At 64.0% G+C, this 14,428-nt stretch carries 13 protein-coding genes; 6 read left to right on the forward strand and 7 right to left on the reverse strand.

Features of this window, described 5'->3' with window-relative positions; translation table 11 throughout:
* From PBR20603_RS10580 to PBR20603_RS10605, 6 genes are all read right to left on the reverse strand, one after another.
* A complete protein-coding gene (locus PBR20603_RS10580) occupies positions 1-909 on the reverse strand; it encodes an alpha/beta fold hydrolase (protein ID WP_150559487.1) in 909 nt (302 codons plus the stop codon).
* 100 nt (positions 910-1,009) lie between these two features.
* Positions 1,010-1,567, reverse strand: coding sequence for a cupin domain-containing protein (locus tag PBR20603_RS10585; RefSeq protein WP_150559488.1), 558 nt, complete (start codon positions 1,565-1,567; stop codon positions 1,010-1,012).
* Positions 1,568-1,608: 41 nt separating this feature from the next.
* Complete coding sequence (locus PBR20603_RS10590; RefSeq protein WP_150559489.1) at positions 1,609-2,400, reverse strand: SDR family oxidoreductase; 792 nt, start codon at positions 2,398-2,400, stop codon at positions 1,609-1,611.
* A gap of 18 nt (positions 2,401-2,418) precedes the next feature.
* On the reverse strand, positions 2,419-3,201 hold the full coding sequence (locus PBR20603_RS10595; protein ID WP_150559490.1) for an ABC transporter permease: 783 nt from the start codon (positions 3,199-3,201) through the stop codon (positions 2,419-2,421).
* A 39-nt stretch (positions 3,202-3,240) separates the two neighbouring features.
* Positions 3,241-4,110, reverse strand: a complete 870-nt coding sequence (locus tag PBR20603_RS10600) for an ABC transporter ATP-binding protein (protein WP_150559491.1) — start codon at positions 4,108-4,110, stop codon at positions 3,241-3,243.
* Between the two features lie 302 nt (positions 4,111-4,412).
* Positions 4,413-5,489, reverse strand: coding sequence for a porin (locus PBR20603_RS10605; protein WP_174977890.1), 1,077 nt, complete (start codon positions 5,487-5,489; stop codon positions 4,413-4,415).
* 492 nt (positions 5,490-5,981) lie between these two features.
* Here PBR20603_RS10605 and PBR20603_RS10610 point away from each other — a divergent pair, with 492 nt between their 5' ends.
* The 4 genes from PBR20603_RS10610 (at position 5,982) to PBR20603_RS10625 (ending at position 10,639) form a co-directional block, all read left to right on the forward strand.
* Positions 5,982-7,139 (forward strand): FAD-dependent monooxygenase, encoded by a 1,158-nt coding sequence (locus PBR20603_RS10610; protein ID WP_150559493.1) that lies wholly within the window; start codon positions 5,982-5,984, stop codon positions 7,137-7,139.
* Positions 7,140-7,203: 64 nt separating this feature from the next.
* On the forward strand, positions 7,204-8,076 hold the full coding sequence (locus PBR20603_RS10615; protein WP_246174535.1) for an IclR family transcriptional regulator: 873 nt from the start codon (positions 7,204-7,206) through the stop codon (positions 8,074-8,076).
* Between the two features lie 311 nt (positions 8,077-8,387).
* Entirely contained in the window at positions 8,388-9,380 is a 993-nt protein-coding gene (locus PBR20603_RS10620; protein WP_150559494.1) for a hypothetical protein, read from the forward strand.
* A 131-nt stretch (positions 9,381-9,511) separates the two neighbouring features.
* Entirely contained in the window at positions 9,512-10,639 is a 1,128-nt protein-coding gene (locus PBR20603_RS10625) for an aminotransferase class V-fold PLP-dependent enzyme (protein WP_150559495.1), read from the forward strand.
* Between the two features lie 116 nt (positions 10,640-10,755).
* Here the strand turns inward: PBR20603_RS10625 and PBR20603_RS10630 are convergent, their stop codons facing one another.
* Entirely contained in the window at positions 10,756-11,388 is a 633-nt protein-coding gene (locus PBR20603_RS10630) for an ArsR/SmtB family transcription factor (RefSeq protein WP_246174568.1), read from the reverse strand.
* A 207-nt stretch (positions 11,389-11,595) separates the two neighbouring features.
* Here PBR20603_RS10630 and PBR20603_RS10635 point away from each other — a divergent pair, with 207 nt between their 5' ends.
* Together PBR20603_RS10635 and PBR20603_RS10640 are read left to right on the forward strand one after the other, a co-directional pair.
* The gene (locus PBR20603_RS10635) at positions 11,596-12,825 is read left to right on the forward strand and encodes a cytochrome P450 family protein (RefSeq protein WP_150559497.1); all 1,230 of its coding nucleotides are present in this window, start codon (positions 11,596-11,598) and stop codon (positions 12,823-12,825) included.
* A 212-nt stretch (positions 12,826-13,037) separates the two neighbouring features.
* A complete protein-coding gene (locus PBR20603_RS10640; RefSeq protein ID WP_150559498.1) occupies positions 13,038-14,426 on the forward strand; it encodes an MFS transporter in 1,389 nt (462 codons plus the stop codon).
* The last annotated feature ends 2 nt before the right edge of the window (positions 14,427-14,428 follow it).

Consider the following 14,428-nt stretch of genomic DNA (forward strand, 5'->3'; position numbering starts at 1 on the left):
TCAACGCTCTCCTGCCGCAACGCGTTCGAGCCATGCGGCAAGCGCGGCATTCAGAACGTCGGGGGTTTCGATATACGACGCGTGTCCCGCGCCTTCGATGATCTGCAGCGGTACGCCTGCCACTTCGGCAATCGTCTGACAGGCCGCAGGGGTCGTGATGGCATCCTGCGCGCCGACCGCCACGGCGACGGGCCCGGCGTGTGCAGCCACGTATTGCGCCAATTCGCCCGCAACATCGCCGTTCGAGAGCAGGTGCGTCGCCTGCCGGTAGCCGGCGGGCTGCACGCGTGCCATGTTCCACTTCACCCAGGCCCGCGGCAGGTCTGCGGCGTTCGGGGCGACGAGGTTGTCGCTGCGCTCGCGCGCCATGCCGGCCGGGCCGAGCTTGTCGAGCATCGACAGACGGCTGTCGCGTTTGGTCAGGCGCACTTGCGCATCGGCCTTGCCATAGCCACCGGCCGGCGAGCAGAGAAAGAGTCCGCGCACACGCTGCGGCGCGCGGCTCGCAAACTTCGTCGCCATGATCGCGCCCAGCGAATGACCGACGAGGGCGACGCTGTCCAGCCCGAGTGCATCGAGCCACGCCTCGAGGGCGTGGGCATAGGCGTCGGCGTGCGGTTCGGCGTCGGCGACATTCGACGTCTGTCCATACCCGGGGGCGTCCCACGCGTAAAGCGCGGCATCGAGCCCGGTGGCTTCGAACTGCGCCAGCCACGACGCGGCGCCGGAACCGATGCCATGCAGCATCACAACCGGCATGCCCTGCTCGGCGGGTACGCCCGAGCAACGATAGCCGACGGTGCCCGCGCGCGTAGCGATGGTGCGGTACGGGAAGGCGTTCAGTCGCTCGCGCAGCGGTGCGACGGTGGCGTCTTCGGGCACTTCAGGCAATAGGGCTTCAGCTTGCATGGTCTGGACTGAACGTCTTGCTTAATGAATTCCTGCCGGTGTGGCGCCTGCCAGCGGCGAGCGCCTCACCGGACTTTCCGGAGCAACCGCCCCGGGCGGCTTACTTCTGTTCGCGTTTGATCTTGGCGAGCGGCGAATCCGGCGGATACGTCGGCGTGACCGGCTTTTGCGAGCCGAGCATCACGCACATGAGCGCGTCTTCGTCGCCGATGTTGATTTCCGTGCGATACACGCCCGGCGGCACGGAGATGAGGTCGCGCTCACCGAGAATGGCTTCCCACGTCTCGCCGTCGCGCTCGCAGATCACCTTCATCTTTCCGCGCATCACGAAGAAGATTTCCTCGACGTCCATATGGATGTGGCTCGGGCCGATGTTGCCGGCCGGGATCACCATCGTCGAGAACGTGAAATGACCGGCAGGCACCGTGTTGGTGTCCTTGGCCACGCCCGTGCCGCCCGTGCCGACATAACGCATTTGCGCGCGGCGGTACTTCGGGTCGTAGTCGGCCTGGAACTTCAGCGCGTCCCAGTCGTACTTGCGCGTCGAGAAACGCGCCACACGTGTGTCCAGCCAGTCGCCGAACGCCTGACCTTCGGCCTGTGTCCAGCTTTCGACGGCCTGTGGCGTCGCGGTGTTTGTAGCTTCGGCTTGCGCCATGTTGTCACTCCTTGAAGGCGTTGCGAATGAGGGGCAGCTCGTCAGGGCATGACGAAGCCGCCGTTGACCGGCAGAACCTGCCCGGTCACGAAACGGGATGCATCGGAGAGCAGGAACAGCACCGGGCCGGTCACGTCGTCAGGCACCTGAGCACGCGGCAGCGCACGCCCCTCCAGATAGTGACGATGGCGCTCTGCGGGCACGTATGCCGTGGCCTCGACCTCGACGAGCCCCGGCGCGATGGCGTTCACGGTGATGCCGTAAGGGCCGAGTTCGCGCGCGAGCGAGCGGGTCATCGACATCACCGCGCCCTTGCTGGCGGTGTAGGCGAGCAGACGCGGTGCGCCCCACAGCGCCGTGTCCGACGCGATGTTCACGACGCGCCCTTGCCCGGACGCGCGCAGGAACGGCAGCGCCGCGATCGTCATGAGCCACGTGCCACGCACGTTGACGTTCATGACCGCGTCCCACGTCTCGATGCTCAACTCGGTGGCCAGCTTGCCGCCCGAATGGGTTATCGCACCATTGTTGACCAGTCCGTCGATGCCGCCCATTTGTTCGGCAGCCGCCTTCGCAGCGGCCTCTACCGAGGCCGGATCGCAGAGGTCAAGACGCACGAACGACACGGCGTATCCGCTGTCTTGCAACTCGGCCGCGAGCGCTTCCCCGGCCTGTGCGGCGATATCGGCGATCGTCACTTGCGCACCGCGTGCCACGGCGGCGCGCACGAATCCCTCGCCGAGGCCCCGCGCACCGCCCGTGATGAGCAGCTTCTTGCCGTTGAGCGGTGCCAGCGAGTCGGTGTCGAGCGGGAGGATGGGCAATTCGGTCACGATGGAATTCCTCGGCGCTCAGGCGATGTTCATGGACGCGCGCGGCACGTAGTGCAGTGCGCGGCGTTCGAGCCAGACCACGGCGGCGTAGGCCGCGATACCGATGACGGTGAGCCCGGCGATCGCGACGAACACCATCGCGGTATTGCCCTGACCTTCGCCGTACACCAGCAGATAGCCCAGACCACGGTCGCCGCCGACCAGTTCGCCGACGGTCACGCCGATCACGGCCAGCGTCGACGCAATGCGCAAGCCTGCGAAAAGCGCCTGCATGGCCGAGGGAAATTCAACGAAGCGGAAGATTTGCCAGCGGCGGCCGCACAGCGCGCGCACCAGATTGACCATGTCGGGATCGACGGAGCGCACCGCGCCGAGTACGTTGATCATCACGGGGAAGAAGACGATCAGCACGGCTACGAGAATCTTCGGGTAGATCGTGTAGCCCATCCACATCACGAACAGCGGCGCGAACGCCACTTTCGGCGCGATCTGCAGTGCGAGGATGTACGGCGAGAGCATGGCTTCGGTCGACGGCGACAAGCCGAGGATCACGCCGATCAACACGCCCAGTGCCGAGCCGATCACGAAGCCCGCGATCACTTCGAGCGCCGTCACGCCGATGTGCAGCCAGAGGTTCTCGACTTCGAACATGCGCACGCCTTCGACCAGCGTCGACGACAGCTTGGGCAGCACGAACTCGGGCACGCCGAACGCCGTCGGGCCCCATTGCCACACGGCCGCGAAGATCAGCAGCAACACGAAGCTGCCCGCGCTCAGTTGCGTTTTCGAAAGGGATTTCATAGCGAGGATTCCAGTGTCTTGCAGTGTCGGGAGCCGAGATCAACCGAGGTGGTCGTCACGGCCGACCTTGAGCAGTTCCATGAGATGGGCCACGTATTCGTTCATGCCCGCCTGCTTGCGGCGCTCGATGGGGTTATCGCGATGTGGCAGATCAATCGTGATTTCTTCGATGATCGTGCCGGGGCGCTCGCTCATCACGAACACGCGATCCGACAGCGCAATCGCTTCTGCGAGGTCGTGGGTAATCATCAGCGCGGTCTTGCCTTCGGCGGCAAGCATCTGCGCGAGGTCTTGCTGGAGCACCATCTTGGTTTGGGCGTCGAGCGCCGAGAACGGCTCGTCCATGAGCAGGACATCCGGCTCGACGGCCAGCGTGCGAGCCAGCGCCGCGCGCTGACGCATGCCGCCCGAGAGCTGGTGCGGATAGTGATTTTCGAAGCCCTTCAGATGGCAACGCGCAAGCAGCGCCTTGGCCACTTCCGCACGCTCCGCCTTGCTGCGCCCGCGAATCTGCATGCCCAGCTCGACGTTCTTCTGAATCGAGCGCCACGGCATGAGCAAGTCTTTCTGCAGCATGAACGCGACTTGCTGCGACGGGCCGCGCACCGGCTTGCCCGCGAGCGTCACCTGGCCTTCGCTGGGCGCATACAGACCGGCGCCCATGTTGAGCAGCGTGCTCTTGCCGCAGCCGCTAGGGCCGATCAGCGAGACGAACTCACCGGACTTGATGCCGATGGACACGTTCGAGACAGCCGTCATTTCGCCCTTGCCCTGGCGATTTTTGAACCGACGCGTGACGCCGCGGTATTCGATGGCGAACGGCAGGAGTGCCGCCGCCGGCTGCGCCTGACGTGCGTCGGCATACGCCTCGGCTACGTTCGCGTCCTTCAATTGAATCGACCTGAGCATGGGAAACCACCGTGTTTCTGGATGTTCAACTTGCCTCGGGCAGCCTGCCGCATCACTTCGCCTGCATGGCTTGCCAGCCTGTCTTTCCCTTACGGGTTACGTTTCACATATGAAACGTTGATTTACTTATGGATCAATTATAGGGAGTGATGCGCGCAGTCAAAATTATTTTTTGCCTAGGGGAAACCCGAGTTCATTGCGTTTTCAGTGCGCAGCCCGGTTGTCTGCGCGAAAAAAACGCCGGCGGGCAAAGGCCGGCCGGCGTATGAAGTGAGACCACTGGGTGAATCAAGAACGTTGCGTCAGAAGGCGTGATGCACGCCCGACATGATGACGACCTGGCTTGCCGTCGACGATGCGCCAATCGTGTTGATCGCCGTCACCGCGCCATTGCCGCTCGCGTGCTGATAGACGCCGCTCACGTACACCTGCGTGCGCTTCGAAAATGCGTAGACGTCGCCAAGGCTGACCTGCGTCCAGCGCTTGCCGGACATCGTGGTCGTTGCCGCGCCGAAGGTGATCGTGTTCGCCACGCTCGTCGCATAGTTCGCGCCGCCATCGTACGACTGGTAGGTATCGCTGAAGCCCGGCGACTGGAGTTTCACGCGCGTGTACAAGGCGTGCAGCAGCCACGGCCCGAACCCATACGACACGCCGGCGCCCATGTTCTCGACGTTCGCGGCCGCATAAGTGCCGACCGGCTGCCCCTGGAAGGTTGCGCCACCGAGAACGGCCACGTTCGGCGTGCGGTTGTTCTCGTTCGAGTACACGGCAGAGGCCTTGAGGCCGCCGTTCGTGTAGTTCGCCGCCACGCTCCACTTGCGACCGTTGGCGAAGTTCGTGTTGTTGCCCAGCGAGATCATGGCACCCGCCTTGAACCCGGCGAAATCAGGCGTGACATAGCGCACCGAGTTGTCGACCTGCACCACAGACGTGTTGGCGAGTTCGTCGAGATTGCCCGGGTGGAACATGTACCAGTTCATGCCCAGATAGGCCGTGCTCATCGGGCCCAGCCAGTCGAAGTTGAACGTGGTCATGTGACCGATGGTGACCGTCCCCATCTTGTCCGACTGCAGACCCAGCCACGACTGCCGGTTGAACATGGAACCGGCTTTGAGCGTGCTGCCGGTAAGCGTCGAGAACCCGTTTTCCAGCAGGAAGATGGCGCGGTTGCCGCCCCCCAGATCTTCCACGCCGCGCAGGCCCCAGCGATCCGGCTGCGTACCGCCCTGCTGAGCGATCCAGTTCGCGCTGCCGCTCTGGTTGTTCACGTAGGCCACGCCCGCATCCATGCTGCCGTAGATCGTGACGTTGCTCTGCGCCTGCGCTGCGACCGGCACGCCAGCCGCCAGCAGCATTGCTGCCGCCAGCGTCGTCATGCCCGGGATCCGCCCCATCGGAAACCGCTTCATCTGTGTACTCCTGTCGTTCGATGATTCGAGAACGGTGAAGACGCCGCACACGGCGCGCGGCGACCCAAGCCGGTCACACCCGTCGCACATTCGCATTATTGACGTTCCACCTATGAAACGTTGGATTACTTATGAAACCAACTGTGCAGAGCTTAGGCCACGTGAGGGGCGAGTCCCGCAGCGGAGATACACGAATTGATGAGAGGAAATTGGCGTGATAACGCGCGCACGTCCGGCGGCAATGTGCCGGCATGATGCGCGATCGGGCACACCGCTCGTCCCGTTGACGTTGCAGGAAGTCCACGGCTCCCGCCCTTTTCCGCGAAGTCGTTCGCTCAGGATTTACCCGGGGCCCCCTTGCGATCAATCGAATCAAAAACAATAATATTTGAACATCATGTTCATATTTGAACGTTTTATTTTTCCGATTCATCGTCTCTTTTGTCAAAGGATGTCCCCATGCAAGCTCCTCTCATCGGCATCAACGGTGCCGGCATCGGCGGTCTGGCCACCGCCATCGGTCTGATCCGTGCGGGTTTTCGTGTGCGTGTGTACGAGCAGGCGTCGCAGTTCGCCCGTGTGGGCGCGGACATCAACCTGACGCCCAATGCCGTGCGCGCGCTCGACGGCCTCGGTGTCGGCGATGCGCTGCGCAAGACGGCGGCGCAACCGAGCCATCGCATCAGCCGCACGTGGGATTCAGGCGAAGAGACGTCGCGTCTGGAGATGGCACAGACAGCGCAATCGAAATACGGTGCTCCGCAGCTCACGATGCACCGCGCCGATCTGTTGCAGGCGCTAGAGCAGGCGGTGCCCGCCGAGTCGATTGCGCTGGGCAAGAAGCTCGTGTCGTTCGAAGCGCCGGAAGCGTCACAGGCCGGCCGCATTCGGCTGACGTTCGCGGATGGCACACATGACGACGTCGACGTGCTAATCGGTGCGGACGGTATTCACTCCGTGGTGCGCACTGGCTTGTTCGGGCCGGAGTCGCCAGAATTCACTGGCGTCGTGGCGTACCGCGCGGTCGTGCCGGCGGACAAGCTCGACGGCGTGCCGAATCTTGACGCGTTCACGAAATGGTGGGGGCCGAATCCGTCGAGTCAGATCGTGACGTTCCCGCTCAATCTCGGCCGCGACATCTTCGTGTTCGCCACCACGCCGCAGGATAGCTGGACGCTTGAATCGTGGACCGCGCCGGGCGACGTGCATGAGTTGCGCGCCATGTATGCCGACTACCACCCCGAGGCCCGCGCCCTTCTCGCCGCGTGCGACAGAGTGCTGAAATCGGCGCTCTACGTGCGCGACCCGTTGCCGCAATGGTCGCGCGATCGCGTGTCGCTGCTTGGCGACGCAAGCCATCCGATGATGCCGTTCATGGCGCAGGGAGCTGGCATGGCGATCGAGGATGCTGTGGTACTGTCTCGCCACCTTGCTGCCGCGGGTCCAAGCGCCGACGCCGCCGCCCTCGCTGCTGCGCTCGCGCGCTACGAAACGTCGCGGCGCGAGCGCACGGCACGCGTGCAGATCGGCTCGCGCGGCAATCAATGGCTCAAGGAAGGCGGCAATGCCGATTGGGTCTACGAGTACGACGCGTGGCAAGTTCCGCTCGCGGCCTGAGTGACCTCTGGCGGCGCCAGCACGACATGCTCGCCGCCCCCTTTCGATGAATGGAATCGAACGCATGACCAAAGCTTCGCAAATCGCTGCAACCGCTACTGACGCCGCTACTGACGCCGCCACGACGGACGCTCACGACGCCACGCAAGCGGGCCTCGTGACGCCGGTCATGCGAGCACTCAAGCTACTGCGTTTCGTGGCGGACGGCGGGTCGACGGCCAACCTGAGCGAAGTTGGGCGCCGCATCGGTGTGAATCGCGTGACCGTCATGCGTCTGATCGAGACGCTGCAATTCGAGGGTGTGCTTGAACCGTTGCCGCAGGGCGGGCACCGTCTCGGATTGGGGTTTCTGACGCTGGCGGCCAGCGCGCTCGCTGGCGAGGATCATCTCGCCACGGCGCGGCGCGTGCTCACGCGCGTGACGAACGAGACGGGACTGTCGAGCTATCTGACCGTGCTCGACGGCGCTCAGGTTCGCTACTTGTTGTGTGAAACCCCGGCGTTGCCGCTCGTCAGCAACATTCGTGCGGGAAGCCGCGTCACGGCGCATCTGACGGCCCCCGGCCGGTCGCTGCTGGCGCATCTGAGCCCTGAGCGACGCCGTGCGCTGCTCGGCCCGGAACCGCTCGCGGCCGCCACGGCGCAAAGCGCCCGCACGTATGCCGCACTCGACGCCCAGTTGGCTCGCGACCGTGACGCCGGATGCGCCTGGAGTCAGGACGGCTTCGAAGCGGGCATCGACGCCTGCGCGGCCGCCGCGCTGGACGCGCATGGCCGGCCACTGGCCGCGCTCAGCGTGGCCGGCCCGCGCTCACTGGTCGGCACCGACACGGTGACGCGCGAGCGTACCGCTGCGGCGGTGAAATCCGGCGCCGCCGATCTCGCCGTATTACTGGCAGACGCACCAGCGTTCCTGGCGGCTGCCGGGCGTCTGTAACGCGCCAATGACGCCAGCCACCCGCTGGCGAAGTACGCCCTCCGGTACGTTTGCGGCAAGTGCATCCATTTGGAGGGTTTCGATGCGCCACACGCCGTGTCGCGATGCATGATGTGTTCCAGCCGCTCATACGACGGGCGTCGCCCGGCCCGTAATTTCCGGTAATGCGTCGATACGCGTTATCTTGCGGAGCACCCCAAAACCAACTGCTACGATGGAACTCACTCTGATGCGTCTTTGCGATGCGTCGTGGCGGAAGGCATGTGTGCGGTCTACCGCATCGCCCCAGTTCACTCACGGCGACGGCTCGAATGAAGATCAATGCATGGTGGTGGCGCGCGGCGGCGGCCGGCGCATTGTGCAGCGCCTCGGTCTTTGCACAGGCGCAAGAAGCCACGGTCTACGCGGGCGGCATGAACGCGCGCGACGATAACAACGCCCACACCTATGCCTGGGGTTTCGAATACAAGCAGGCACTCACAGAACACTTCTCCACCAGTTTCACGTGGATGAACGAGGGCCACGTGCCCGACCATCACCGTGACGGCTTTGCCGCGCAGTTCTGGGCGCATCAGCCATTCTTCGACCGGCGCTTCGATCTTGCCTTGGGCGTAGGCCCCTATCGCTATTACGACACCGTCGCCGCCAATCGCGGCAAACGCTATCAGGACGATCATGGCTGGGGCGCGATGTTCTCCGTCGCAGCCACTTGGTACTTCAAAAGCCGCTGGTACGTGCAGGCACGCGCTAACTACGTTCAGTCGCCAACGAGCGTCAACACGGTGACGTATCTGCTGGGCGTGGGCTATCAACTCGAGAAGCCTGCGTCGGCCGGACCACTCACCGGGGGCAATTCACAAGCCGTGCCGACGGGCGACGTGCTCTCCGTGATGGCGGGTCTGTCCGTCGTCAATAGTCTGGACTCGCAGAACGCCGTTGCCGAAGCCATCGAATACCGGCATGGCTTCGGCCGCTTCTTCGACGGCACAGTCTCACTCATCAACGAAGGACGCAGCAATCTCGGCAGCCGTCAGGGGATTGCCGCGCAAGCGTGGATCAAGAATGACTTCTTCGACAGCCGCTTCAGCCTTGGCTTGGGTTTCGGGCCATACGTCACATGGAACAAGTACAAGCAGAATCGTGAAGCGGACGGCGCGCAGAACGTCGTGGCGGGCCTGCTCACGATGAGCGCCGCCTATCGACTCGCAGATCACTGGGTGGCGCGCGTGTCATGGAATCGTGTCGTGACAGGCTACGACCGAGACAGCGATATCTTCCTCGCAGGCGTCGGGTACAAGTTCTGAACGCACTCGGAATACGCCCCGCAATCCCCATGCGCCCCATCGCCAAAAATGGTGCGTTGCATCTATAGCCGAACTCCCCACCGAGTAGAATCCGGTTTATATATTTCATTCTTCCCGTATCGGAGGCAGACGTGCCCGGACTACTTCCCAATGTCGACCGCGAGGGGCTCCTCGAATATTCGGTCGTGTACACCGACCGATCGATCAACCATATGTCGCAGCGCTTTCAGGGCGTCATGCGCGATATTTCCGGTGTTCTGAAAAAGGTCTACAACGCGAAGTCGGCAGTCATCGTGCCGGGCAGCGGGACTTTCGGCATGGAAGCCGTGGCCCGGCAGTTCGCGACGAACAAGAAATGTCTGGTCATTCGTAATGGCTGGTTCAGCTTCCGCTGGTCGCAGATTTTCGACATGGGCAGCATTCCGTCCGAATCGATCGTCTTGAAGGCGCGTCCGGTCGAGCAAGGCAGGCAAGCTGCCTATGCGCCGGCTCCCATCGAAGAGGTGGTCGCCGCGATCCGGGAACACAAGCCGGACCTGGTCTTTGCCCCGCATGTCGAAACCGCCTCCGGAATGATGCTGCCCGACAACTACCTGCGTGCGGTGGCCGACGCGGTTCACGAGGTTGGCGGCATGTTTGTTCTCGATTGCATCGCCTCCGGTACGGTCTGGGTCGACATGCAGGCCTGCGGCGTCGATGTTCTGATCAGCGCACCGCAAAAGGGGTGGAGTGCGTCACCCTGCTGCGCGATGGTCATGCTCAGCACGCTGGCACGAGAGAGAATCGAAGCCACCACGAGTACCAGCTTCGCTTGCGATCTTCGCCAGTGGCTGCAGATCATGGAGGCCTATGAGAAAGGCGGGTTTGCGTATCACGCCACGATGCCGACGGACAGTCTCACGACATTGCGCGACGTGATGAAGGAGACCGAGGCCTACGGCTTCGAGAAGGTGCGGGCCGAACAGCTTGAACTCGGGCAGCGCGTTCGCTCGCTCTTGGCGAACAAGGGGTTCAAGAGCGTGGCTGCGGAAGGTTTCGAGGCGCCGGGTGTCGTGGTCTGCTACACGGATGACGATGGCATACGCACCGGGAAGAAATTCGTTGACGCCGGCTTGCAGATCGCGGCAGGCGTTCCGCTTCGCGTCGACGAGCCCGACGACTTCAAGACCTTCCGTATCGGGTTGTTCGGTCTGGACAAACTGCATGACGTCGAAGGCGCAGTGAACCGTCTCGCCAAAGCGGTGGACAGCATTTCGTAACGCGCTTTGCTGATGAATTCGACCTACGCGGGCAGTTGCGCGTCTGGTCGCACAAACAGGATGCGCCACACCCCGCCTATATCGGCGGGGTGTTTCTTTTTGGACGATGAAAGCGCTTAGACCGCGATGGCGGAGAACTTGCGCTCCCCCAGCGGCGTGACGCGCAATGCACGTGGCTCACGTGAGGGTTCGAGCCATTTGGCATGAAGGCATGTACTGAGCAACGCTGCCCCCAATGCGCCGCCGAGATGCGGCTTGCGTTCGCTCCAGTCAGGACAGGTGCAGGCGAAACGCCGACGGCGGGCACGAGCGGAAGTCAGATCGACACCGAGGCCCGTCAGTCCATCGACACCCGCGTCGGTCAGCGCGACGTCGCTACCGTCGATCCGAAGCCAGCGCTGGACGCGCATCCGCTCGAAGATGTCGACGGCGATTTCCCCGGCGAGATGGTCGTAGCAAGTGCGCGCATGACGCAGCGGGACAGGTGTGGCGCGACTGACCGGCACCGGACGCGGACGCAGTTCTCTCGTCGCCAGCACGGCGCTGGCCAGTGCCTCGATGGCAGCGGCTGTTTCAGGCGTAGCAATGCGGAAATATCGATGGCGTCCTCGCGCTTCCTGCGCAAGCACGCCGCCGTCGACAAGTCGCGCCAGATGCCCGCTGGCACTAGAGGGGGAAAGCCCGGCAACCAACGCCAGTTCCCCCGCCGGACGCGCCGAACCGTCCATCAAGGCCCAGAGCATGGTCATTCGGCCGGCGTCCGCGAGCAGCGCCGCCAGTGAGCTGACACTGGGGGCGTGATCTCTTGCGATGTCCACAGATAGACTCCCTTGAAGAATATGAGTCGCAGTATAGGCGCGGCAATGCGATCAACACTTCAGCACGTCATGAAGCATGCCATTCGGGCCGTGCGGCAGAATTGGCATTGTCGATACCCACTTCATGAACGCCCTGCCATGCTCGCTGCCAACGTCGATTCCCATTCCGTACCGCCGCCGGCCAATGCTTTGGCCGCAGTTACTCACCCGAATCCGTACCCGTATTACGCGTCGCTTGCCGAACGGCGTCCGTTCGACTTCGACGCCTCGCTCGGCCTGTGGATCGCCGCCGGACCGCAAGCGTTGGCGGCAGTGCTGCGTCATGCCGCGTGTGGCGTTCGCCCTGCCGGCGCACCGGTCCCCGTCCCATTAGCCGAAGGCGCCGCTGGCGACTGGTTCGGTGCGCTCGTCCGAATGAACGACGGCGTAGCGCACGCCGCCATGAAGCCGTGGCTCAAAACGCGACTCGCCGCACTGCAGGCCAATGGCGCCGTACTCTCCAAACTTCGCGATGCGAGCCAAGCGGCGTGCGCGGATGCCTATCTCGCATGTGGCGACGCCATCACCGCTCGCCTGGACGATTTTGTCTTCCGTCAGCCGATTTACGCCCTCGCAACGTGGCTCGGCGTGCCTGCCTCACAGTGGACAGACGTTTATGACGACGTCCGGCAGTTGGTCGCCGCCATGGCGGAGGCCGCGAAGCCCTCGCCGCGCGCCGACGTGCTGGCGCGTGGACACAGCGCCGCCACCTCGATGCGCAGCCGCGCGATACGCTGGCTCGAACGTGAAGCCGACCCGGACACCTGGTTGCGCGACACGGCACGAAGCGCTGCACGTGACGACGCGATCGATTACGGCGCACTCACCGCGAACATCGTCGGCCTCTTCACGCAAACGCATGACGCCTGCGCCGGACTCGTGGCCAACAGCTTGCGCAGACTGGCGCGGCGCGCGTCGCCCCCTCCAGCACCGAACACCACCGGCCGCATGACGCTTCCCGCCAACCTCGGCGTCGCCATCGCGGCCGTCGGCGACGTCATCCGCCTTGATCCGCCCTTGCAGAACACGCGGCGCTTCCTGCATGCGCCCGCCGTCATCGGCGAGCGGACGTTGGCGCGTGGCGATGCAATACTCGTTGTGCTTGCCGCAGCCCCCGCCAGCGCCGCCCCCGAGGACACCGCATGGACCTTCGGCCACGGTGCGCACGCGTGCCCGGGGCGCGCCCCCGCCAGTACGATTGCCGCCGTCGGCGTTCAGACGATTCTCGACAACGATGTCGATCTGATGTCGACAGCAAACGGCACCGCCTATCACCCGCTCGGCAACGTGCGCATCGCGCGTTTTCATGGGGACACCTCAATGTCCTGATACACCGCGCTTGCGTGATTCGCCATCGTTTTATCTGATGAAATTAATATTCCGCCAGATAAAACAGCCTGTGCGATACGAAAACCCCGCAAACACAAGGCTTTGCGCGGCGCCACAACGCCGTTCGAGGATTTCGGGCAGGATGACGCATTCTTTCGCGCATGGGCGTCACCACGTTCGGGCGCGCGACCGTTTCGTCTTCCGCTGCTCTCATGTCCGACACACACACTGACGGCATGCCCATGCCCGCCCGGGTCTGGGCCGTTGCAACCGTCATGCTCGCCATCTCGCTCTCCGTGCTCGATGGCGCCATCGCCAATGTGGCGCTGCCCACGATCGCACGCGATCTGAACGCAAGTCCGGCCACGTCGATCTGGATCGTCAACGCCTATCAGCTCGCCATCACCATCTCTCTGCTGCCGCTCGCGGCGCTGGGCGAGATCGTGGGCTACCGCCGCGTCTATATCGTTGGTCTCGCGCTCTTTACGGTCGCCTCACTGGCCTGCGCCCTCTCGGATTCACTCGTCACGCTCACCCTCGCACGCGTGGCGCAAGGCTTTGGCGCAGCCGGCATCATGAGCGTGAACACCGCACTCGTGAAAGCCATCTACCCGTCTCGCTGGCTCGGACGCGGCGTCGCGCTCAACTCGCTCATCGTGGCAGTCTCATCTGCCGCAGGTCCGACGATTGCCGCCGGGGTACTGTCCATCGCGCACTGGCCGTGGCTCTTCGCCATCAATGTACCGCTCGGCATCGTCGCCTTCGCGATCGCCGTGCGCTCGCTGCCCGATACCGCCCGCGCCTCGCACCCGTTCGACTGGGTCGGCGCCCTGTTGAGCGCGCTCACCTTCGGCTTGCTCATCTCCGGCATCGATTCTTTCGGGCACGGGCAAGCGCCCTGGCTAGTGGCCATCGAAATGGTCGCCGCCATCGTCATCGGCACGATCTTCGTGCGACGCCAGCGCACCCAGCCGGTACCGCTGCTGCCCGTCGACCTGCTACGCATTCCGATTTTCGGGCTGTCGATTTGCACCTCGATGGCGTCGTTCTGCGCGCAAATGCTTGCGTTCGTCTCGCTGCCCTTCCTCCTTCAGGACACGCTCGGCTTCGATCACGTCCAGACCGGTTTGCTGATGACGGCGTGGCCGCTTACCATCGTGGTCGTCGCCCCCCTGGCCGGACGTCTGCTCGAGTACTACAAGCCGGGCCTTCTGGGCGCGATCGGTCTGAGCGCGTTCGCCCTTGGCCTGCTCGCGCTCGGCCTGCTGCCGGCACACCCGCATTCGATCGACATCGTCTGGCGCATGGCACTGTGCGGCTTCGGTTTCGGCCTCTTTCAGTCGCCCAACAATTACGCGATGCTGATGTCCGCGCCGGCACATCGCAGCGGCGGCGCCAGCGGCATGCTCGGCACCGCGCGTCTGACCGGGCAGACGACGGGCGCCGCGCTCGTCGCCCTCGTCTTCAGCGTTGCGCCGGAAGGCTTCGGCACGCGCGCGCCGCTTTATGTCGCGGCCGCGTTCGCGGCGGTGGCCGCCGTGGTGAGCAGCCTGCGCACGTTACCGTCGGCGCAGCCAGGCGCGAAATCGGCGCGCGGATGACA

The sequence above is a fragment of the Pandoraea bronchicola genome (genome assembly GCF_902459805.1).
Lineage (GTDB): Bacteria > Pseudomonadota > Gammaproteobacteria > Burkholderiales > Burkholderiaceae > Pandoraea > Pandoraea bronchicola.